Origin of the sequence: Streptomyces sp. KL109B (assembly GCF_030766935.1) — a bacterium.
GTDB lineage: Bacteria > Actinomycetota > Actinomycetes > Streptomycetales > Streptomycetaceae > Streptomyces.
The window spans coordinates 249,569-271,428 of record NZ_JASERL010000009.1; the positions used below are offsets into that span (position 1 = coordinate 249,569).

The following is a 21,860-nucleotide window of genomic DNA, read 5'->3' on the forward strand; positions in this document are numbered from 1 at the left end:
GCATCCAGTACCCGCACGGCCCGTTCGAGACCGTCGTTCGTGCCGTAGCCCTTACCCGCATGATCGACAGGATGCGGGGGGCGGGGTGGTGTCCAGGGACAGGCAGCGCTCCACCCACCGGTCGGTGTCGGCGCGGGTGGCGTACGTGGATGTCTGGCGACGGAACTTCGCCACCACGGTGTCCGTGAGGTCCGCGACGGAGGGTGTCCGGTGGGTGTCGAGGGCCTCGTACGTGACCGGGTCACCGCCGTCGGTGAACTCGACGGTGACGCTGGCTCCCCAGCGGCCCGGCAGGTGGGCGTCGAGCGCGGGGTCGTGCCTCACCAGCACCTCGGGAGCGTCCGGCGGCAGCGGCCCACGGAAGAAGCCGACGTCCGTCGCCGCCCCGCCGAGCCAGGCCGCGACGGCGAAGGTGGCACTGGCCGCCGCCTCGGTGGGTCCCTCCGGATCGCGGTCGGCGGTGACGAAGCGCAAGAGAGGGCCCGGCAGGCCGATCCTGACGCGCCGGGTCCGGTCCAACGGCGCTCCCTGCGCGGCGAGTTCGGCCAACGCGTCCAGCGCGGCGTGCAGCGGCCGGGCGCACGGGTAGCGCTTGAAGGTACAGTCACGGAGATGTGGCCCTGTTGCCGTGGGCGCTTCGGGCGGCGTGCCGAGCGCGGCGGTGGCCGGGCCGTCCAGCAGGGTGCGGGAGGCCCGCGCCCCGGCCCGCGCGAGGTGGGCGGCCTCCGTTCCGTCGGCGGCGGCGTGTCCGAGCAACAGGTAGTGTCCCGCGCCCAGTTGGTCGCCGCTGAGGAGTCCGCCGAGGCCCGCCGCCGCGATCCCGAGGGCCGCCACGGTGTCGTCCTCGTCGAGGCCCAGCAGGCTCGCCACCGCCGCCGCCGCGCCCAGCGCGCCGAAGGTCGCCGACGGCCACCAGGACCGCTCGTACAGCCGCGGGCCGCCGAACCGCAGGCCCGCCTCGACGACCACCTCGTAGCCGCTGATCACCGCGTCGACGACCGCCCGGCCCGGCCGCCCCTCCCGCTCGGCCACGGCCTGCGCGGCCGGCACCACCACGGCGCCCGGCGCCACCGCCGCGCCGGGGTGCAGCGCGTCGTACTCGTCGACGTGCGCGAGGACCGACTCCGCCCACACGACCGTACGCAGCGGATGGGTGCCGGACAGGGCGGGCGTCCGCATGGCGCCCGCGTCCCCCATGTCCCTGACGAGGCCGCCCAGTTGGGCCGCCAGTGGGTGCCCTGAGCCCGCCACCACGCACCCCACAGTGTCGAGTACGTGCAGCGCGGCGAGCGCACGTGTTTCGGTGTCCGCCGCCCGCGCCGCCCGGCGTCCCCGGCGGGCCAGGTCCTCCAGTACGGTCACCGGCGGGGCCCCTCCCGTAGGGCGGGCAGCACCTGTGTGCCCACGCTCTCCACGAGTTCGGTCGGCGGATCGTACGAGCCGACGTGCTGGAGGAAGACCCCGCTCACGCCCGAGGCGTGCAGGGAACGCATCCGGTCGGCGATCTCCTCGGCCGTGCCGAACAGGCAGAACTGCCGCACGAAGCGGAGCGCGTCATCGTCGCTGACCCACTGCGAGCAGATCCGCACCGCCGCCTCCCAGTCCTCGGCGTGGACCAGGTCCGGGTAGACACCCTCCACCCGTGCGGGGACGTCGAGTTCGATGCCCGCGAGGGCGAGGAACGGCGCCCCGCCGTTCTGGGCGATGGACGCGCAGATCGGCTTGATGGTCCGGGCGGCGGCCTCGACGTCGTCTGTGACCGCGCAGTACGCCGAGACGGTCAGCGGGATCGCGGAGGCGTCGCGGCCCGCCGCCTCCGCGCCCTCCCGCACCCGGGCCGTGGCCCCGTCGAGCGTCTTCGGCGAGGCACCACTGAGCAGGATGACACCGTCGGCGAGCTCCCCGGCGAGCCGCAGGTTCTTCGGGCCGCTCGCGGCGAAGTGGATCGGCACCTCGGGCCGCGGGTCGCGCAGTCGCGAGCGCACACCGTCGTAGTCCCACTCCTCGCCGGACAGCAGCGCCCGCAGCTGTGTGATCCCGTCCCGCATCGCGGCGCGTGTGCTGGGGCGCAGCCCCACGGGCCCGACCGAACTGTTGCCGACACCGAGCCCGAGCGTGAACCGGCCCGGCGCCAGCTCGGCGACGCTACGGGCGGCGGATGCCACGACGGCCGGGTGCCGAGTCACCAGGTTGGTGACGGCCGTGCCGAGCGAGATCCGTTCGGTGCCGAGCGCCGCCGCCGTCAAGGCCGTGAAGACGTCACGCCACAGCAGCTGCGAGTCGGGGAACCACGCCTCGTCGAAGCCGAGTTGCTCGGCTCTGCGCACCGTCCCCACGAGCGTGTCCACGCGTTCGCAGGGCGGGACACGGATGCCGACGCGCGGACCGGCGGCGGGACCCGCCGCGCTCATGCCGCCTGCTCCTCGCGCAGGAAGTCGAGGTGCAGGGCGTTGAAGCGGGCGGCGTGCTCGTGCTGCGGCCAGTGCCCGCACTCGGCGAAGATCTCCAGCCGGGAGTTCGGCACCCGCTCCGCCAGCTTGTGGGCCTCGGGGACATCACCGAAGGGGTTCTGCGCGCCCCAGACGACGAGCGTCGGTGCGGCGATGCGGTTCAGCTGCTCGGTGGTGAGGAGGTCCTCGGTGCGGTTGACCATGTCCTGGAGGCAGAGCAGGTGCGGCAGTTGCTTGACGAACTCGGGGCGGTGGTAGATGTCGTGCCGTACGCGGACGAGTTCGTCGCTGACGTTCGCCGCCGGGTCGAACATGAGCAGTTCCAGGCGCTTGCGGGTCAGGCCGATGTCGTCGCTCTCCACCGCCTTGCGGGTGCTGGTCCTGATCCGCTCCATCACCTCGGGGTTGGCGACGGTGCCGCCGGGAGCGACGAGGGAGAGCCGCCCGACCCGCTCCGGGTGGTCGGCCGCGAGCCGCCCGGCCACCCAGCCGCCGAGGGACTCGCCGACGAAGTGCGCCTTGTCGATGCCCTGGGAGTCGAGGTAGGCGAGGACGTGGTCGACGTAGCGGGGGATGCGGTAGTCGTGGTCGGGGCCCTCGGTGTAGCCGTGGCCGAGCATGTCGATGGCGTGGCAGGCGTAACCGGCCGCCGCGTGCGCCGGGATGTTGCGGACGAACGCCTCCAGGTGGCCGCTGGTGCCGTGCAGGAACACCACCGGATCGCCCTCGCCCGCCCGGAGCGTACGGGTGCGCAGCCCTGCCACGTCCACGTAGGACAGTCGGAAGTCGGTGCCGGTCAGATCGGTCCAGATGCTCATCGGGGGTCTCTCTTTCTGAACGTACGAAACGTGTGAAGTGTGGTGCGTGGCAAGGGAGTTCAGGGGCGGGGCTCGATCACGGCGACACCCATTCCGGTGAGCCACTCGTCGATCGCGGAGTAGGCGAGGGTGTGTCCGGTGCACGGGCCGACGGCGGCCTTCATGGCGATCCACGAGCGGATCTCCTGGGCGCCGTTGCCGGCCTCGGCGGCGAGCTCGTCCGAGGTCAGGCCGAGCACCGGGCCGATGTCACCCGACGTGACCATGTCGAGGAAGCGGCGGTCGAACTCCTCGTTGATACGGGGTCGGGCCGCACGGATGATCTGCCGTCGACGCACCTCGTACTCGCTCCAGGAGTCACGGCCGTTCAGCCATGCCTCCACCAGGAAGCGGTCGTCGTCGTTCAATGTCTCGAACCACTTGGGCCAGGGCAGTTGGTGCGAGAGTCCGCCGGACGCGATCACGGCGACGCGCTTCGCGGAACCGTCCGCGCGCACCGCCCGCCCGATGGCCTCGCCGAGTGCCCGGCAGCGGTCGAGGGACGGCAGGGGCGGCGCGAACATGTTGATGACCACCGGAACGATCGGCACATCGAGGTCCGGCAGCAGGTGCTGGAGGCTGTGCGTGATGCCGTGGTCGACGGTCAGACGCAGCGAGAACGCGGGGTCGAACCCGTCCCCGACCAGCGAGTCCACCAGATGGCGCGCGAGGTCGGTGTCGACGGGCAGTGGCCCGGACGGGGTGCCTGCCTCGCCCGCGCCGAGCACCTCGCCGACGCCGACGGTGAAGGCGGGCATCATGTCGAGGAAGAAGCCGCGGAAGTGATTCGAGCCGATGACGACGAGAGCGTCCGGGCCTTGCTCCGCGAGGAGTTGACGTGCTGTGCCGAGGCCGTCGCGGAAGGCGTGGGCGCCCTTGAGGTGGTCCACCTCCGCCCAGTGGGTGTTCATCAGGGTGCTGTGGGAGGCCCCGACCCCCATCACGACGGAACTCATGACACCGGGCCCCTCTCTGCGGCGGACACGTCCGCTCTGGTGCGCGTACAGGTGTTGATCACGGCGTGCACGAGCGCGCGCGTGAGGCGGTGTGCCTCACGGGCGTCCGCGACGTTCATCCCGGCGGGGAAGTCCAGCTTCATCGGCGCGTCCGCGCCGATGCGGTCCATGCCGATACGGGCGGTCGGGATGCCTCGGGCGCGCAGGATATTGGCGTCCGTGGCACCGCTGTTGAGGAGGATCGGCTCGTGCGGACGGCCCTCGATCTCCTCCCACGCGGCCTTGCCCGCGCGGACGATCCAGCTCTCCTGAGGGGTGGCGGTGCCGGGGATGGCCAGGGTCATCTCCCAGTCCAGGTCGATGTCCGGGTGCTCGGCGCGGATCGCGTCGATGGCCTCGGCGAACTCGCGGCGGGCCTCCTGCGGGCTCGTCCGCGGGCTGATCCGCAGATCGACGTCGAGTCGGCACTGGGCGGGGGAGAGGGAGGCCGTGCGGGCCCAACCCCCCTCCACGGAACCGATGTTGGCCTGCGGCGCCACGAGCCCGTCGGTGTGCTTCGCCGCGTACTCGGGGAACCAGCGCTCAAGCCCGGTGATCACCTTCGCCGCGTCGACGATCGGGTTGCGGTAGTCCATCCGGTGCCGGCTGCCGACGTACGAGTACGTTCCGTTGACCCGGATCCGGAACCAGCACAGGCCGACCTCCTCCCACGCCGCGGTCCAGCCGGGCTTGGTGATCAGCGCGTAGTCGGCCCACAGCCCCTGTTCGAGCATGAAGGAACAGCCGTTGCCCTGGCCCGCGTTGTACCGCGCGCCGTCGACGGGCCTGCGGTTGGTCGGCATGCCGCCCGCGCCGAGCCCCACCAGGACGTCACCGGTCAGTGGCACTCCGGCCCGCCGCACCGCCTCGACGGCGGCGATCACACAGGCGCCGTGCCCCTTGGGGTTGCTGGCGCCGAGGCCGATGACGTGGTGTCCGTCGACGACCGGCTCGGTCCGCATGTCCAGGCGGAGTTCGGGGCCGATCCAGGGGACGTCCTCCTCCTCGGTGCCGACGGTGAGGGTGTCGATGGGCGCGTACAGGAGCAGGTCCGGTCCGGTGCCGTCGCCGCGCAGCCGGCCGACCGCGTTGCCCTGGTCGGCGTCGATGGGCTGGTAGCGGCCCTCGGCGCCCGCTTCGACGAGCCGGTCCGCCAGCCAGCCGGCCAGTGGGCCCTCCTCGCCGGTCGGGCTGGGGATCGCGACCATCCCGGAGATCAGCTCGGCGATACGGCGCTCGTCGATGTGGGCCCAGGCCGCCTCGGTCCAGGCGCGGCGCCGCTCGGCCGCGGCGGTGGCTTCAGCGTCCATCGGTGCCGGCCTGTGCCGCACGGGCGAGCGGCCGTTCGTCGCGGACGACGGTGCCGGTGGTCTTGAGGACCAGTGCGGCTCCGGCGCGCCGGAGCGTCGGGGCGGCGGCGAGCGCCACCAGGGCGCCGCACAGGCCGACCTTGAGGGCTGACCGTGACATGAGGGACCTCCAACTGGTGCTGAGGGGTGGGCTGTTCACAGGGATCGGGAGACGGAGGAGGGGACGGGCGCGGGGTCGAGGAAGGCGCGCGCTAGGGCGGCGTAGCGACCCGGGCGTTCCTCCGCGGGATGGTGCGAGGTGCGGGAGAGCACGGCCATGTCGGCGCGGGGCAGCCGGTCCGCGAGGGCCAACGCGTGGACGGGGGAGCAGAACGGGTCGTACGCGCCCCACAGCAGCAGGACCGGCGCCGCGACCTCGCCGAGCAGGGCGCCCAGGTCCTCGGGTTCCCCGCGCCCGGTGGCGGCGGTGCCGCGGGCGAGGGCGCGCGGTGCGACGGCGTTGCGATGGCGCAGCTCGACGGTCTCCTGGGGCGGGCCCGTCGGGTCGTACCATTCGAGCCGTGTCATCAGGGCGCGCATCTTGGCGGGGCTCGGGCCACCGTCGCCGTAGTACTCCTCGCGGGCCCGTACGGCGGGTGAGGGCTCGTCCCGCGCCGGGCCCGGCACAGGTGTGCTGCCGGTGATCACCAGGCGTCCGACCCGCTCCGGGTGGCGCGCGGCGAGCAGCAGGGCGACCGAGCCGCCCAGTGACTGGCACACGAAGTCGGCCCGTTCCACGCCGAGTTGGTCGAGCAGCCCGCGTACGTGGTCGGCGTGGAAGGCGAACTGTCCGCCCGTGATGTCGGGGCTGTCAGAGCCGCCGTACTGCGGCAGGTCGACGAGGAGCAGCCTGCGCCCCTCGCCCAACTGGTGGGCCACGGCGCCGAAGTCCGTCCACGCAGAGCAGCCGGGGCCGCCGCCGTGCAGCAGCACCGTGGGAGTCCCGGCGCCGCCGAGATCGGTGACGTGGACACCCGCACCATGGACGTCGACCAGTCGGCCGGCCGGGACCTCAGCAGTCACGGGTGGGCCGTATCTGGGGCGGCTGGACGGTGAGTTCGCGCTGCTCGACGTGGCGGCGCCAGGCCGTCAGCGACAGGTCGGGCCGGTACAGGCGCTCCGGCGGCGCGTCGGTGACATCGACCATCCAGGCGTCCTGGCCGGTGAACTGCCCGTGGAACAGCCAGCGGATCGCCGCCAGGTACTTGGCCTTGAACAACGCCGCCTTGGGACCGGTCTCGTAACGCACCATCAGCTGCACGTAGCGGACGTGGTCGGCGTCCACGGGGACGTACCACTCGTAGTGGATGAAGTGCGGGTACGCGACCCGCAGCAGACCCGGAAGGCGGATCGACACGAAGCCGGGGATGTCAAGGGACTTGATGACCGGGTTGATGTTCTGCGACTTGCCCGGGTGGTCGGGCAGCGGCATCCGCTTCCACCACCGCTTGTTGGTCCAGGTGCCGAGGCCGGGGAACTCCGCCTCCCAGTGCACCTCGTCCTGGACCCGGATCAGCCAGTCGCCCTTCTCGACGACACGGGTCTTGTTCCACGCCGGCATGACCTTGAACAGCCGCCAAAGAGCCGTGTTGTGAAGGTACTTGGCGTGGCCCTCGTCGAAGCCGTTCTCGGCGGCGAACCGCCAGTTGCCGTCTCGGACGTCGGTGCGGCCACCCATCACGAACGGCTGGTCGAGCAGCTCGTCGGGGATGTCCCGCTCCACCGGAGGTGTCTCGCCGTCACTGTCACCGACGTAGACCCAGACGAGCCCGAGGCGTTCGGCGACCGGGTAGCTGCGGACGGCCAGCTTGCCGCAGATGGGGGAGTCGGGGCCGTCGGTGAGGACGGCGCGCAGCTTGCCGCTCTCCAGGTCGAAGGTCCAGCCGTGATAGGCGCAGCTGACGGTGCCGGGGTACTGGGGACGGCCGAGCGAGAGCGGCACACCCCGGTGCGGACAGCGGTCGTGCAGCGCACGGACCACACCCTTGTCGTCCCTGGCCAGCATGATCTTCTCGCCGAGCAGGGTGATCTGTACGGGCTTCTCGGTGATCTGGCCGGCCCACTGCACCGGGTACCAGTAGTCGCGGAAACCCAGCTCAGCGCTGTTGTACATGGGCCAGCTCGACCAGTCCTGCCCCTCGGGGTCCGACACCGGCCGCTCGGTGGTGTGTTCGCGGGTGGCCGGGGGCGTGGCCGCATTTCGGGGCCTGCGCCGGGCGGCCTGGGGTGCGGCGGCCGCCGTGGCGGTGGTCGTCTTCGGGTTGGTGTCTGCTGGATTCACCTTGTCCGTCCTTCGTGTCTGTTCATGTCGTGGCGGCTTCGCGCGCTCAGCCGGGGGAGGGGAGCGGGGGCGCCGGTCACAGGTCGAGGACCAGCCGCTCGGAGCGGGCGCGGGAGACGCAGAGCATCGCGGTCTGGCCCGAGGCCTGTTCGTCGGCGCTGAGCAGCGAGTCGCGGTGGTCCACGTCGCCGCTGAGCACCTTGGTCTCGCAGCTGCCGCAGATGCCCTCGCGGCAGGCACTGTCGACGACGATCCCGGCCTCGTCGAGGCAGTCCAGGACGGTGCGGTCCGCGGGGACCCGCACCGTCGTACCGGACCGATCGCACACCACCTCGAACTCCCGGTCCGCCGCCGCGTCCCCGGCCACCGCCTTCGCCTTGAACCGCTCGATGTGCAGGCTGCCATCGGGCCAGTCCGCGCACCGCTCCTCGACCGCCGCGAGCAGCCCTTCGGGCCCGCAGCAGTAGACGGCGGTGTCCGTACGAGGGATGCCGAGCAGCGCCGCCAGGTCCAGTGGGCCGCGCTCGGCCTCCACCGCGAGGTCGACCTTGTCGCCGTGGGCGGCGAGTTCGGCGGTGAACGCCATCGAGGAGCGCAGCCTGCCGCCGTAGGCCAGCGACCACGGTGTGCCGCTCGCCTCGGCGGCGGCGATCATCGGCAGCAGCGGGGTGATGCCGATGCCGCCCGCGACGAACTGGTAGCGCTCGGCGGGGGCGAGCGCGAAGTTGTTGCGGGGGCCGCCCACTTCGACGAGTTCCCCGACCCGCAGCGCCTCATGGACATACCGCGAGCCACCCCGAGAGTTCTCCTCGCGCAGCACCGCGACGCGGTACGTGAAGCGGTCGGCCGGGTCGCCGCACAGCGAGTACTGGCGGACCACGCCGGGCAGCCCCAGGTCGATATGGGCTCCGGGGGTCCACTCCGGCAGCGCGCCCCCGTCGGGGTCCACCAGGGTCAGCGAGACGACCCCGTCGGACTCCCTGCGCAGCTGCTCCACCCGCAGATCGAGGACACCTTCGAGGTCGTCCAACGGCTGGTTCACGATTGCCTCCTGAGGGACTGCGGATGCTCGCTCGTACTATGTACGAGTCTAAGTACGGACGTCAATGGACGGATGCGCGAAGAGGCGCTGAACGTCCGCCGCGGGCAGCTTTTCGGCAAGGGCCAGGGTCAGCAGCAGCCGCGCCTTCCACGGGCTCAGGTCGCCCGCAGCGACGAACCCTCCGGCCCGCGTCCCCGCGTGCGGCACCACCCGTCCCGAGCCCACCCGGGAGGCCTGACACACCAACACGCCCTCGCCCGCCGCTCGTTCCAGGGCCGCTTGTTCGGCCGGGGTCGGATAGCCCCCACCGAGACCCGCGCTCACGATGCCCGCAGCGCCGGCCGCCACCGCGGCGTCCACCAGTGCCCCGTCCGCGCCGAGGAAGGAGACCACGACGTCGACGCGCGGCAGCGCGCCCGGCAGCGCCGTCGGGTCGAACGGCGGATCCGGTGGTGTCTCCTCCGGTCTGCGGGAGTACACCACCTGGCCGTCGGCGTCCGCGACGCCCAGCGGGCCGAACTCCGGGGAGCGGAACGCGTCCAGCCGGTACGTCGCCGTCTTCGCCGCGTCGCGCGCGGCCAGGATCGAGCCGTCGAACACCACGAGGACGCCGCGCCCCGCCGACGCCGGATCGGCGGCCACCCGCACCGCGTCGAGCAGGTTGGAAGGACCGTCGCCGCCCAGCGCGGACGCCGGGCGCATGGCCCCGGTCACGACCACCGGCACCCGGCCGCCGACCGTCAGGGAGAGCAGGAAGGTCACCTCCTCCAGGCCGTTGGTGCCGCAACTGACCACGACACCTGTCGCCTCGGGGTCGGCGGCTTCCCGTGTCACCCGGCGGGCGAGCGCGGCCAGGTCTTCAACGGTCCAGGCGTGGCTGGGTGGTCGGGCGGTGTCGGTGTCACCGGCGTCATAGGTGTCACCGGCGTCGTCGTGGCCCGTGCGCGCGTCGTCGTCCGTGGGTGACCAGGATGTCACCCGGACCTCGGCCACGTCGTCCAGCTCCGGCAGCTCGGCCACCAAATCCCGTGGTGGGACCCGGCGTTGGGACTCCCCGTAGGCCGTGCGGTCCATCCGGTCGTGTCCGCGCGCCTCGATCGTGCCGCCCGTGGCGATCCACGTCACCACGGGGCGCCGGCTTCCGTCTGCCATTACGCCGCCCCCTTCCGCTCCGCGCCCGCCGTCGGCCGCTCGCACTCCGTCAGGAACTCGGCGACGGCGCGGGCGAACTGCTCGGGCCGGTGGTCGACGGACGGCACGCCTGTCTCCGGAAGCAGGGCGGAACGCGCCCCGGGAATACGGTTCTTGAGGTGTGTCATGTCCGGTCGGGAGAACGTGTCCAGCGCCCCGCACAGGATCAGGGTGGGGGCCAGGACCTGCCCGACGCGCTCCTCCATCCGGTAGGCGTTCACCGCCTCGTGCCCCTCCTCGACCCGGTCGAGCACGGTCAGCGCGTCGCGTACGAGCCGCGCCTTGAGGTCGGGCCGGTCGGCGGGATAGTAGGACTCGCGCCCGCGCCACAACTCCAGCAGGTGACCACCGTCCGCGCGCGCGTCGACCTGGTCGATCGGCGGCCGTGACGCCACCCGCCGACGCCGCTCGGCATCGACGTACGGCACACCGGAGAGCACCAGCGCCGTTACCCGTTCGGGGAGCCGGGCCGCCACGTCGAGAGCCACCACACCGCCGGTGTGATGCCCCACGAGAGACACGCGGGGCAGGCCGATGGCATCGCACAGGGCGACGACACCATCGGCGAACAGCTCGATGGACCACGCCTGTTGGGGCCGGGCCGAGGCGCCGAAACCCAAAGTGTCCATGGCGATCGCGCGTCGGTGCTCGCCCAGCAGCGGCAGCACATCCCGGTACTCGTCCCAGGAGCGCGGGGTCTGATGGAGCAGGAGGACGGGCTCGCCCCGTCCCTCCTCCACGTAGTGGATCTGGCCGAAAGGCGTGTCGGCGTAGCCGCGTCGCATGCTCACACGCTCTCCTTCATGTGCGCGTCGTCCGCTCCGGCGGGCGGTGCCCCGTCCTTGGTCGCGGTCGGTGCGGTCCCCTTCGGCTCGCGCAGGAACACCCCCGCCACCAGCGACAGCACCGACATCGTCGCCATGTAGGCGGCGATGCCGACCCAGCCGCCGGTGGCGTCGTGCAGGTACGTGGCGATGGCCGGGGCGACCGCGTTGCCCGCGATCAGACCCACCGTGAAGCCGATCGACATGCCGGTGAAGCGGACGTGTGCCGGGAACACCTGCGAGAAGTAGGCGGGCACCACCGCGTAGTTGGCGGAGTAGCCGATGAAGAGCAGGGCGAAGCCGAGCAGCATCAGCCAGTACTCGCGGGTCTCCAGGAGCGCGAGTCACGCGAAGGGCAGAAAGACCATGGAGACCGCACCGGCGAGGAACAGTGTCCGGTTGCCGAAGCGGTCGGAGAGCGCTCCGGCGAGCGGGACGCAGACGATGATGACGAGCGTCGCGGGCAGCAGCACGGAGACCATGGTGTCGCTGTCCAGACCCAGGGCCGTGCGCCCGTACTCCAGGCTGTAGACACTCGCCATGGTGAAGGCGACGCCCGCGCTGAGAATGCCGATGGAGGCCAGCGCCACCTGTTTGCCGGACTCGCGGAACACCTCCACGATCGGCAGCCTGCGCACCGTGTTCTCCGCCTTGACCCCGGTGAACTCCGGGCTCTCCGTCACCTTCAGGCGGACGACGAGGCCCACGACGATCAGCACCGCACTGGCCAGGAACGGCAGTCGCCAGCCCCAGGACTCCAGTTGCTCGTCGGGCAGTTGGAGGACGCCGAGGAAGGCCAGGTTCGCCAGGAGAAGACCGGCGGACGTGCCGGTGTTGATCAGGGAGCCGCGGAAGCCGCGCCTGCCCTCCTCGGCGTGCTCGACGGTCATCAGGATCGCGCCGCTGTACTCGCCGCCGACGGAGAAGCCCTGGATGAGCCGGGCGAGGACGAGCAGGACCGGAGCGACGATCCCCACCTGTCCGTACGTCGGGAGCAGACCCACCGCGACCGTGGCACCGCCCATCAGGCCCAGCGTGACGACCAGGACTCCCTTCCGGCCGAGCCGGTCACCGTAGTGCCCGAACACGACGGCGCCGACGGGCCGGGCGACGAAGCCGATGGCGAAGGTCGACAGCGAGAGGAGGGTTCCCACCAAGGGGTCGGAGGTGGGGAAGAAGAGCTTGGCGAAGACGACGGACGACGCGAGTCCGTAGATCGAGAAGTCGTAGTACTCCACCGTGGTGCCGATCCAGCCCGCGGCAGCGGCCTTTCGGCTCTGGGCCCGGCGTGAACCCGGGTCGGTTTCGGTCATGGAGGGGGTTCCTTAAGCGGTAGCAGAGGCGAGTGGCTCGGGTGCGGGAGACGTGGTGTGTCAGGGCAGCCGGAAATCTGCGTCTTGCTCGTGGCGCTGTCGATCGCGAGGCGCGGGCACCGGGCCGTGGGCCGAGCGGCGGAAAATCTCGGGATCAGGTGTCTCGTACTATGTACCGGCCACCGTATGCCGTCAAGGTTCGGCCATGTTTCACGGCCGTTGCGGCACAGAAAAACCCGTCACGGCCAGGCGGTCGTGACGGGTCGGGAGGGGAGTTGAAAGGGGTGGGTCAGTCGGCGATGTCGGATCGGCGCACGAGGCCCTCGGCGAGGCAGTCGAGCCCGAAGCGGAACTGGTCGTCGCTGGGCAGCGTGGTGATCTCGGCGGCGAGATCCACCATGTTGGAGAAGCCCTCACGAGGCAGGCCCGCGTAGAAGTGCGTGCGCTGTCGCCGCAGTTCCTCGACGTCCGGGTGGTCGGGCTTCCCCCACGAGCGCGGTGCCTGGTACGAGGCGAATCCGAGCGTGTACTGGAGGATCATCCCGTAGGCACGCACCGCGTCGTGGTCCGCGAATCCGACCGCGCGCAGTTGGCCGATGACCGAGTCGAAGGCCCCGCGCATCGATTCGGGTCCGGTGTTCACGCGCGTCGAGAACAGCCGGACGATGCTGGGGTGCTCCCGCATCATCCCCAGGAACGCCCAGGCCAGGGAGCGCACCACATCGGCGGGGGCGGTCACGTCCTCGGACGGCAGCCGGAACTTGCCCATCACGTGGTCGGCGATACCGTCGAGGATCTCTTCCTTGCTGCGGAAGTAGCTGTAGAGCGTCATCGGCCCCACGCCGAGCTCCGAGGCGAGGCGCCGGATGGTGAGGACGTCGACGTCCTCCTCGTCGCAGATCCGGGTGGCCACCTCGATGATCTGGTCCGGCGAGAGGGACTTGGCGCCCCGCGGCTTCCGCTTGGCGGCGGACGCGGACGCGGACGCACCCGACGGCGAACCAGCCACTCCGCTTCTCCTTCCACCACCCGCCCACAACGCCGGGCGACCACAACAAGGGCCCGTACAAGATACCGTACGGCCGCCTCGCGCAGACGCGAATCCCTGGGGTGTGTATCGTGCACAAGCCATGCATCGTGCACCCTTGTTGTGCGCTGCGCACCGCCGGTCCCTACGTCACCGTGAACACCCGCCGCCTCCACCCCCACGAGGAGACGCACCATGACCGACCAGGCCGAACGCCCCTACGCCCAACCGCCCGTCCGTCTGCCGCTGGCCGGGGACACCCCGCTCCAACCGCCCGCCGTATGGGAGGAGTTGCGCGAGCGGTGCCCCGTCGCGCACGCCACGCTGCCCAGCGGTGACACCGCCGTCTATCTGACCCGGTACGACGACGTACGGGGCCTGCTCTCCGACCCCCGCTTCGTCCGTCCCTCCGCGGCGGACAACGCCGCCCGCATGGCGCCCGAGGGGGCCGGCGGGGCGGCGGCGACCGGCAGTTCCGCCATCGCGGTACCCGACCGCGGCGAGCCGCACCAGCGCTGGCGGCGGCAGGTGGGCCGGTACTTCACCGCCAAGCGGATGACCGCCCTGCGCCCCGGCATGACCCGGCTCGCCGAGGACCTCGTGGACGCCATGCTCGCCGACGCAGCCCCCGCCGACCTGCGGTCCGGCCTCGGGTTCCCGTTCCCCGTCTACGTCATCTGCGAGCTGCTCGGGGTTCCGGCACGGGACCGGGACCGGTTCTCCGGCTGGTCCGACAGCTTCCTCAGCGTCACCCGCTACGGCGCCGACGAAATCCGCGCGGCCCACGAGGAGTTCGTCGCCTACATGTCCGCGCACATCGCGGCCAAGCGCGCCGAACCGGCCGACGACCTCCTCAGCGTGCTCATCACGCAGAGCGAGGACGGTGGCGGGCTGAGCGATGACGAACTCGTTGCCACCGGAATGGGGTTGCTGGTCGCGGGACACGAGACCACCGCCAACATGATCGGCAAGATGGTCTCGATGCTGCTCGACGACCGGAGCCGCTGGGAGCGGCTGCTGGCGGACCGCTCCCTGGTGCGCACCGCCGTCGAGGAGTCCCTGCGGTTCGACAGCAACCTCGGCTTCGGGCTCCGCCGTTACCTCGGTGAGGACGTGGAGATCGACGGGGAGCTCGTGCCCGCGGGCAGCACGGTCGTGTGCAGCATGCCGGCCGCCAACCGCGACGAGCGTGCCTTCGGCGGCGCCGACGAGATGGACCTCACCCGCGCCCCGAATCCCCACCTGACCTTCGGCGTGGGGCCGCACTCGTGTCTCGGCCAGGCCCTTGCCCGCACCGAACTCCAGGTGGTCCTGGAGGTGTTGCTCGACCGTGTGCCGACGCTGCGCTTCGCCGTTCCCGTCGCCGAACTGCGCAGGACCGAGGGTCTGCTCGTCGGTGGACTGAGCGAGGTGCCCGTCGCGTGGTGACGCGGCGGGCGAGCGCCCGGGACCGGGATCAGAGGGAGGGGCAGGACTCGTACCGCAATCCGTGCCCGTGCCGGAACTGTGGGTCCGCCGTGTCGAAGGGGACGTCGGTGCGGCTCTCCGTCACCGCCCGCATCGAGCTCGGCAGGTCGAACGGGAGGCGGCCCTGCGGTGCGGCGCGGCCGAAGAGGACCGAGAGCAGGGCCTCGTCGCAGGAGCCGAAGTCGGCGAGGACCGCGGCGGGTTCGTCGGCCAGGGCGCCGAGGACCGCCGGGCGGTCGAGGTAGACCACGAGGACGGTCGGGAGCCGCTTGGCCAGGGTCAGGATCCGGTCCCGGTCCTGTTCGGCGAAGTCCAGTGAACCGGCGTGGAAGCCGGCCGCGAGTCCGTCCCTGGCCTCGAACGGCGCCCGGACCCGGAGCACCGCCACGTCGGCCCCCTCGGGCTCCGCCGCCACCTCGGCGTACTCCGAGAGCGCGGTGGGGGCGATGCCCTCCGCGTAGATCCGGAGGCCGGGTCGGAGGGGGAGGCACGGGGTGTCGGTGGCGGGGCCCGTGCGGTTGGTGAGGAGGGTCAGGGAGCGGCGTTGCGCGTCGAGGGCGGCGGCGCGGAACTCGGCGCGGCCCGCGACGCGTTCGGCCCGCTCCGGGTCCACATAGGGGTCGTCGAAGAGGCCGAGGCGGAACTTCTCGGTGAGGATGCGGCGGACCGAGCGGTCGATGCGGTCCATCGACACCTCGCCCGTGCGCAGGAGGTCGAGGACGAGGTCGGTGCGGTACTCGCCGCCGAACTGGTCGACGCCCGCGTCCAGGGCCTTCAGCAGACGCTGCCTCGGCGTCAGGTGCTCCGCTCCCCACGCCCGCGCCGACACCTCGTCGCCGAGCGCCGTACCGTCGCTGATCAGGCTCCAGTCGGTGCAGACGATGCCCTCGAAGCCGAGGCGTTCGCGCAGCACGCCCGTGATCACGGAGCGGTTGAAGCCGAAGCCGACCTCCTCGTACTCGGTGCCGACGGGCATGCCGTAGTAGGGCATCATCTGCGTCGCGCCCGCCTCCAGCGCGGCGATGAACGGCTTGAGGTGCAGCTCGAACCGGCCGCCCGGATAGACCTGTTCGCGTCCGTACGGGAAGTGCGGGTCCTCGCCGTCCTTCTGCGGGCCGCCGCCGGGGAAGTGCTTGACCATCGCGGCGACCGACTCGCCGTCGGGGTGCGCGCCGTCCAGGCCGCGGACGTACGCCGCCGCCATGCGCGACACCAGGTCCACGTCCTCGCCGAACGTGGTGAAGACGCGGGCCCAGCGCGGCTCGGTCGCCAGGTCGACCTGGGGGTGCAGCGCGACGTGCAGGCCGACCGCGCGGTACTCCTGGCGGACGACGTCGGCGAACCTCTCGGTCACCTCGTCCGAACCGATGGCGGCCAGGCCGAGTGTCTCCGGCCACTGCGAGAAGAAACCGGCGGGTGACTCGCTCTCGGGGTCGCCGGTGAGCGCGTTGCGCGGGTCGGCCGACAGCGGATGCCGGGTGTCGGTGGAGAAGGTGACGGGGATGCCCAACGGGCGTGCCAGGGCGATGCGTTGGACCTCGTTGTGCCATTCCGCGAACTCGCGCGGGGTCGGCTTCGTGCCGAGCAGGCCGAAGTGGGTGATGCGCCGCTCCTCGATGGTCGGGCGCAGTGCGGGCAGGCCGAACTCGGTGTTCGGGGTGTCGACGTCCTGGAGCGTGCCCATGGGGTGGAACAGCTGGCCCGCCTTGTCCTGAGGCGACAGCCGGGCGACGAGGTCGTCGACCCGCCGCTCGATGGGGAGCGTCGGATCCTGGTACGGCAGGTCGGCGGCGGCGTCGGCGGCGGCGGGGCGCGGCATGGGGTGGCTCCTCGGGTGTGTGGTTCGGGTGGGTGGTTCGGCTGGGAGTTACTGGGCGGCGTCCATCGGGGGCGCCTGCGCCGCCAGGTCGTCCGCGAGCGCGCGCAGCGTCGCCGACGGGATCCCGCCGCTGCCGGCCAGGTCGAAGAGGCTCGCGGACCGGGGGACGACCAGGCCCTCGGTGCGGGTGAGTTCGGGGGCGTGGCGTTCCACGACGGCGCGGAGCACGGGCTCGGACAGGAGGTCGGTGAGGGGGCGGGCGAGCAGGGTGGCGGCCGGGAGCAGGTGGAGTTCCGGCAGTGGCTCGGCGGTCGCGGCGGCGCGCTCCGCCTGCGCGCGTACGAGGAGGTGTGCGGCGGTCGGCTCGGTGTCGTAGGGGAGGCCGAGGCGCTCGAACTGGCTGCGGGGCGCGTCGTTCTCCCGCATCAGGCGGCACAGCAGGGACGCCATGCGCAGCTCCAAGGCGTCGTCATGGAGCGGGTTTCGCTGCTCCGGGTCCGCCTCGACGTCGAAGAGGAGGGTGCCGTGTGTCCATGAACTCACCCAGCCGGACGCCGCGTTGACACGCATCGTCGGCAGGCCCTTGGTGAAGGAGAAGGGTTCGGCCTGCCGCCAGCCGGAGAGTTCCGCGACCGAGAACCGGGATGTCATGTGGGTGGGCATCAGCGTGTACTCCTCCAAGGGTGTGTTGGAGGGGTGGGCTGCCGCCCGCAGGTACACGTAACGGCCGTCGGTGACATTGACATGGCCGCCGTGGATGCCGAAGAGGGCGCCATCGGCGGGTGGTGTCTCGCCGCGCGCGACGGCCGCGAGGTCCCGGCCCTGCATGTCGGCGGGCGGAGTGAGGGCGAAGTGGGCGAGCACGGTGGGCGCGAGGTCGATCGTGCGGGCCAGCGTGTCCGAGCGGGTGCCCGGCCGGGGGTCGGACGGGTCGTGCAGGAACATGGGGAGGTGGACCAGCTCCTCGTACCAGGGCTGGACACACTTGGCCCACCAGCCGTGCTCGCCGAGCAGGAAGCCGTGGTCGGTGTTGACGACGAGCAGGGTGTCCGACCACATGTCGTGGGCGTCCATGAAGTCCAGTACGCGGCCCAGGGAGCGGTCGCACATCGTCACCAGCGCCGCGTACGCGCTGCGCGCGTGGGCGATCTCTGCCGCCGTCTCGCCGGTCTTGGCGTAGGGCGGCCAGTCGAACTCGGGGCCGTCGTAGCCGTCCGGGTAGAGCTTGCGGTAGTGCGGGGGAGCGAAGAACGGCTCGTGCGGGTCGAAGAGTTCGAGCTGCAGCAGCCAGTCGTCGGCTTCCGCGTTGGTGTCGAGGAAGTGCAGGCCCGCGTCGACGGTGCGGGTCTGGGAGTGGGTCTCCTCGGTGGGCTGGTAGCCCCGGTTCACCAGGTTCTGCGGGAACTGGGCGGCGCGGCCGCGTAGTTGGGTATCGGTAGGTGGGTTCACCACACCCTTCCAGGGGTCGTTCTCCTGGCCGCGAAAGAACTCCCAGGTGGAGAAGCGGGTGTGGTAGGTCGCGCCGCCGTCCTCCCAGTAGTGCGGGTGGTCGCTGGCCAGGTGGGTGTGGACCCCCGACCGCTTGAGGAGTTCCGGCATCGAGTCGTCGAACGGCTCCAGCGGACCCCAGCTGCGGTGCAGGAAGTTGTGCCTGCCGGTGTGCAGTTCGCGGCGGGCCGGCATGCAGGGCAGCGATCCGGCGCGGAAATTGTCGTACGTCGTCGATCTCGCCGCCAGGCGCTGGAAGTTGGGGGCCTGGACGTCGGACGACGGTGCGTACGGCGGCAGCAGGTGCCGGTTGAGGCTGTCGAACATGAGGATGATGGCGCGTGGCATGGCGGCCGGCTCCCGTCTCTTCTCGTCCCTTCCTGACTCTTCCCGTCTCTCGCGGTCAGCCCTTGACGCCGCCGCTGAGCAGGTCCACCCGCCAGTACCGCTGGAGGAACATCATCAGGGCGACCAGCGGGACGATCGCGAGCAGGGCGCCGGTGATGGCGAGGGTGTAGAGGGCCGGCGCCGACGAACCCCGGTTGAGCATCAGATAGAGGCCCAGTGTGAGCGGGAACTTGTGCTCGTCGCTGAGCATGATGAACGGCAGCAGGAAGTTGTTCCAGATGCCGACGAACTGGAGCATGAAGACGGTGACGAGGCCGGGCAGCATCATTGGCGCCGCGACGGAGCGGAAGGTGCGGAACTCGCCCGCGCCGTCCATGCGGGCGGCCTCAAGCGTGCTCAGCGGCACCGAGCCCTGCGCGTAGATGCAGGCGAGGTAGATCCCGAACGGGCTGATGACGCTGGGCAGCAGCACGGCCCAGTACGTGTTGGTCAGGCCGAGCCCCGAAACCAGGAAGTACTGCGGCATCGCCAGCGCCACCTGCGGGATCATGACCGCGCCGAGGAGGACGGTGAAGACCGTGCCGCGGCCTCGGAACCGGAAGCGGGCCAGCGCGTATCCGGCGGCCGCCGAGACCGCGGTGGACAGGGCCGCGCCGCCGCCCGCGTAGAGCAGGCTGTTCGCCGCCCACAGCCAGAAGCGGCCGCCCTCGTAGCGGGACAGGTCCGCTACGTTGCCGAGGAAATCGGAGCCGGGCACGAACGGCACGGTGGAGAAGAGGTCTGCCGGCGATTTCGTGGCGGAGGTGAGCACCCAGAAGATCGGCGCCAGTGTGTAGAGGGCGCCGAGGATCAGGGCGGCGGTGGGGAGCAGTGCCACGCGCTCGCGCCGTCGCCGTCCGGCCGCGCTCGTCGCCGAACTCCCGTGGTGGCGTGGGCCGTTCGGGGGGACGGGGGTCTTGTGGGCTCCGGGCAGAGTTGTCGTTGTCATCAGGCGTCCTCGGATATGGTCCGCCGCTGCAGCATGCGCAGCAGCCCCAGGGAGACAATCACCGTGCCCGCCGCGAGGACCACGGACATGGCGGCCGAGCCCGACAGGTCGTCGGTGCCGAAGCCGTCCTGGTAGATCTTCATCATCGGGAAGAAGGACGAGGAGATCGACGGGGACATGCTGAGCAGGGTCATCGGCTCGGAGTAGGTCTGCAGCGTGGCGATCACGGAGAACAGGAGGGTGAGTACGAGCGCGGGCGCGAGCAGCGGGACCTTGATGCGCCAGGCGATCTGCCACTGGGACGCCCCGTCGATGGCCGCGGCCTCCGTCACCTCGGCGGGGATCGAGCGCAGCGAGGTGTAGAGGACGACCATGTTGAAGCCGACGCCGCCCCAGATGGCGATGTTGCCGAGCGAGCCGTAGATGCTCCCGCCGTTCAGGAAGTCGGCCGCGGGGAGCCCTAGTTGGTCAAGGAGCCGGTTCACCGGGCTGGTGGAGGGGAGGTAGAGGAAGCCCCAGAGCAGCGAGCCGATCACGCCCGGCACCGCGTACGGCAGGAAGATCGCGGTCCGGGTGAACCGCTTCGCCCGTGCGCGCGGCAGGTCGAGCAGGAGCGCGAAGAGCAGGGCGAGCCCGAGGGTCAGCGGCACGGAGATCGCCGCGAAGCGGGCGAGCCGGAGCAGCGAGTCGACCAGCTCCGGGTCGGTGAGCGCGGCGCCGTAGTTCTCCAGCCCCGCGAACTCCGGCCGCTTGACCCCGTACGCACCGCCACTGGAGCGCTGCCGCATCAGGCTCAGGTAGACCGCGTACCCGACGGGGATCGCGATGAAGACGAGGAACAGGAGAAGGGCGGGGGCGAGGAAGGCCCAGGGTGGCAGCGTGGAGCGGCCGCCGCCGGAGTGCGTGCGGCGGGGTTTCGGGCGGATAGGTGTCGCGGGTGCGGTGGTGGGTGTCGCGGGTTCGGTGGTGGTGGGTTCCGGTGGGGTGATGGTGTCCGGTTCGTTGGCGGGGTTCATGTGGCGCTCCGGTGGCGGGAGGTGTGCGGGCGGTCGGTGACCGTGAAGCCGGTGCGTTCGAGGTCGGCGACGACGGCACGCTGTGTCGCCGCCGTCACCTCGCGGAACGAGGCTCCGGAGCCCGTCACCTTCTTCACCTCGTCCTCCCAGGTGTCGAAGCCGACCTGGACGTTCGGCCCCCAGGTGACCGGTGCCGCGCGCTGTGCGGCCGTCACCGCGACGTCCCAGAAGTCGCGCTGGCCCTTGACGAGTTCGGGGGCGGGGCGGCCCGCGACCTGCTCCAGACCGGGGTCCGACGCGGGGAAGAGGCCGCCGTTCGCGGCCAAGGTCCGGGTGCCGGCGGCCGTGGCGTTGAGCCAGGTCAGGAACTCCACGGCCGCCTCGGGATGCCGTACGTCCTTCGTCAGCATCGCCGAACTGCCGCCCATCAGCCCGGTGCTCTTCTCCCCGGCCCACGTCGGCATCGGAGCGACCGCCCAGCGGCCCGCGGTCTTCGGCGCCACGGAGACGGCCGAGCCGGGGCCCCAGGCGCCGACGGTCCAGCTCAGCAGTCGGCCGGAGTTCATCTTGGTGCCCCACTCGGGCGTCCACATCGCCGATTCGTCGGTGAGCCCGTGGCCGGTCAACTCGTCCCAGAACGCGGCGATCCTTCGGGTGCCTGAGCCGTCGATCCCGACGTGCCACGACTCGCCGTCCGTGCTCCACCACCGCGCGCCCAGCGGCTGCGCGTAGGCGGCGGCCATCGAGGCGTCCAGCGGGAGGCCGCCGAGCACCGAGTCCGGGGCGACCTCGGGCACCCGGCGGGCGAGGCGGGCGTAGTCCTCCCAGGTCTCCGGCACGTCCAGGCGATACTTGGCGAACAGGTCCCTGCGGTACATGAACAGCATCGGCGCGACGTCCTGCGGGACCGCGTAGGTGACACCGTCCATGGTGACAAGCTCGCGCACCGCGTCCGAGTAGCGGTCGGCGAACATGTCGGCGTAGTCGCTGATGTCCTTCGCGATGCCGCTGACCACGAGGTTCGGCAGCTTGTGGTACTCGGCCTGCGCGATGTCGGGGCCCTGGCCCGCCCGGACCGCGGCGAGCAGTTTGGGCAGCATGTCGTCGGGGCCCGCGGCCTGCACCACGTTCACCTGGATACGAGGGTGTGTCCTGTTCCATGCCTCGGCCATCTGGGCGGCGTTGGTGGCCCAGGTCCAGTACCGCAGTGTCACCTTCCCACCCGGCGTGCCACCACCGGCCCCGCAGCCCGCGGTGGCCAAGGCGCCGGCGCCGGCCGCGGCGAGGCCGAGAAACGTACGCCGTGGGAGCGAGGTCGTCATGCGTGGTCCATCCGTCGTCGTCGATTCGGAATGTCGAAGCGCTTCGATCGATGTCTTGTTCGTGACTGTAATCACGGGGTCCG

Annotated in this window: 20 protein-coding genes; 1 reads left to right on the top strand and 19 read right to left on the bottom strand. The window is 71.4% G+C overall.

The window, feature by feature from the left end; translation table 11 throughout:
- Window positions 1-51: 51 nt before the first annotated feature.
- From RBJ65_RS28665 to RBJ65_RS28730, 14 genes are all read right to left on the bottom strand, one after another.
- Window positions 52-1,362 (bottom strand): MmgE/PrpD family protein, encoded by a 1,311-nt coding sequence (locus RBJ65_RS28665; RefSeq protein ID WP_306317063.1) that lies wholly within the window; start codon window positions 1,360-1,362, stop codon window positions 52-54.
- Complete coding sequence (locus tag RBJ65_RS28670; protein ID WP_306317062.1) at window positions 1,359-2,411, bottom strand: LLM class flavin-dependent oxidoreductase; 1,053 nt, start codon at window positions 2,409-2,411, stop codon at window positions 1,359-1,361. The genes RBJ65_RS28665 and RBJ65_RS28670 overlap by 4 nt, the downstream gene beginning before the upstream one ends.
- Entirely contained in the window at window positions 2,408-3,268 is an 861-nt protein-coding gene (locus RBJ65_RS28675) for an alpha/beta fold hydrolase (RefSeq protein ID WP_306317061.1), read from the bottom strand. Before RBJ65_RS28675 ends, RBJ65_RS28670 begins: the two co-directional genes overlap by 4 nt.
- Before the next feature lie 59 nt (window positions 3,269-3,327).
- Complete coding sequence (locus RBJ65_RS28680) at window positions 3,328-4,263, bottom strand: catechol 1,2-dioxygenase (RefSeq protein WP_306317060.1); 936 nt, start codon at window positions 4,261-4,263, stop codon at window positions 3,328-3,330.
- Window positions 4,260-5,612 carry a M20 family metallopeptidase gene (locus RBJ65_RS28685; protein WP_306317059.1) on the bottom strand — a complete coding sequence of 451 codons (1,353 nt, stop codon included), beginning with the start codon at window positions 5,610-5,612 and terminating at the stop codon, window positions 4,260-4,262. The genes RBJ65_RS28680 and RBJ65_RS28685 overlap by 4 nt, the downstream gene beginning before the upstream one ends.
- A complete protein-coding gene (locus tag RBJ65_RS28690) occupies window positions 5,602-5,772 on the bottom strand; it encodes a hypothetical protein (protein ID WP_306317058.1) in 171 nt (56 codons plus the stop codon). Before RBJ65_RS28690 ends, RBJ65_RS28685 begins: the two co-directional genes overlap by 11 nt.
- Before the next feature lie 35 nt (window positions 5,773-5,807).
- On the bottom strand, window positions 5,808-6,674 hold the full coding sequence (locus RBJ65_RS28695) for an alpha/beta fold hydrolase (RefSeq protein ID WP_306317057.1): 867 nt from the start codon (window positions 6,672-6,674) through the stop codon (window positions 5,808-5,810).
- The gene (locus RBJ65_RS28700; protein ID WP_372341189.1) at window positions 6,664-7,932 is read right to left on the bottom strand and encodes a Rieske 2Fe-2S domain-containing protein; all 1,269 of its coding nucleotides are present in this window, start codon (window positions 7,930-7,932) and stop codon (window positions 6,664-6,666) included. Before RBJ65_RS28700 ends, RBJ65_RS28695 begins: the two co-directional genes overlap by 11 nt.
- A gap of 76 nt (window positions 7,933-8,008) precedes the next feature.
- Window positions 8,009-8,974 carry a PDR/VanB family oxidoreductase gene (locus RBJ65_RS28705; protein WP_306317056.1) on the bottom strand — a complete coding sequence of 322 codons (966 nt, stop codon included), beginning with the start codon at window positions 8,972-8,974 and terminating at the stop codon, window positions 8,009-8,011.
- Between the two features lie 48 nt (window positions 8,975-9,022).
- The gene (locus RBJ65_RS28710; RefSeq protein WP_306317055.1) at window positions 9,023-10,126 is read right to left on the bottom strand and encodes an asparaginase; all 1,104 of its coding nucleotides are present in this window, start codon (window positions 10,124-10,126) and stop codon (window positions 9,023-9,025) included.
- Complete coding sequence (locus tag RBJ65_RS28715; protein ID WP_306317162.1) at window positions 10,126-10,950, bottom strand: alpha/beta fold hydrolase; 825 nt, start codon at window positions 10,948-10,950, stop codon at window positions 10,126-10,128. Before RBJ65_RS28715 ends, RBJ65_RS28710 begins: the two co-directional genes overlap by 1 nt.
- Window positions 10,951-10,952: 2 nt before the next feature.
- Window positions 10,953-11,300, bottom strand: coding sequence for a hypothetical protein (locus tag RBJ65_RS28720; RefSeq protein WP_306317054.1), 348 nt, complete (start codon window positions 11,298-11,300; stop codon window positions 10,953-10,955).
- Window positions 11,301-11,333: 33 nt separating this feature from the next.
- Entirely contained in the window at window positions 11,334-12,302 is a 969-nt protein-coding gene (locus RBJ65_RS28725; RefSeq protein WP_306317053.1) for an MFS transporter, read from the bottom strand.
- 289 nt (window positions 12,303-12,591) lie between these two features.
- On the bottom strand, window positions 12,592-13,311 hold the full coding sequence (locus RBJ65_RS28730) for a TetR/AcrR family transcriptional regulator (protein ID WP_306317052.1): 720 nt from the start codon (window positions 13,309-13,311) through the stop codon (window positions 12,592-12,594).
- 213 nt (window positions 13,312-13,524) lie between these two features.
- Between RBJ65_RS28730 and RBJ65_RS28735 the strand changes: the two genes are divergently transcribed.
- On the top strand, window positions 13,525-14,757 hold the full coding sequence (locus tag RBJ65_RS28735) for a cytochrome P450 (RefSeq protein ID WP_306317051.1): 1,233 nt from the start codon (window positions 13,525-13,527) through the stop codon (window positions 14,755-14,757).
- A gap of 28 nt (window positions 14,758-14,785) precedes the next feature.
- Here RBJ65_RS28735 and RBJ65_RS28740 read toward each other — a convergent pair whose 3' ends face one another.
- From RBJ65_RS28740 to RBJ65_RS28760, 5 genes are read right to left on the bottom strand one after another with little or no spacing between them, the layout of a single operon-like run.
- Window positions 14,786-16,615, bottom strand: a complete 1,830-nt coding sequence (locus RBJ65_RS28740; protein ID WP_306317050.1) for a glycoside hydrolase family 3 protein — start codon at window positions 16,613-16,615, stop codon at window positions 14,786-14,788.
- A gap of 48 nt (window positions 16,616-16,663) precedes the next feature.
- The gene (locus tag RBJ65_RS28745; protein ID WP_306317049.1) at window positions 16,664-18,451 is read right to left on the bottom strand and encodes a sulfatase; all 1,788 of its coding nucleotides are present in this window, start codon (window positions 18,449-18,451) and stop codon (window positions 16,664-16,666) included.
- Between the two features lie 55 nt (window positions 18,452-18,506).
- Window positions 18,507-19,439 (bottom strand): carbohydrate ABC transporter permease, encoded by a 933-nt coding sequence (locus RBJ65_RS28750; protein WP_306317048.1) that lies wholly within the window; start codon window positions 19,437-19,439, stop codon window positions 18,507-18,509.
- On the bottom strand, window positions 19,439-20,455 hold the full coding sequence (locus tag RBJ65_RS28755; RefSeq protein ID WP_306317047.1) for a carbohydrate ABC transporter permease: 1,017 nt from the start codon (window positions 20,453-20,455) through the stop codon (window positions 19,439-19,441). Before RBJ65_RS28755 ends, RBJ65_RS28750 begins: the two co-directional genes overlap by 1 nt.
- Window positions 20,452-21,777, bottom strand: a complete 1,326-nt coding sequence (locus RBJ65_RS28760; RefSeq protein ID WP_306317046.1) for an extracellular solute-binding protein — start codon at window positions 21,775-21,777, stop codon at window positions 20,452-20,454. The genes RBJ65_RS28755 and RBJ65_RS28760 overlap by 4 nt, the downstream gene beginning before the upstream one ends.
- Window positions 21,778-21,860: the final 83 nt, after the last annotated feature.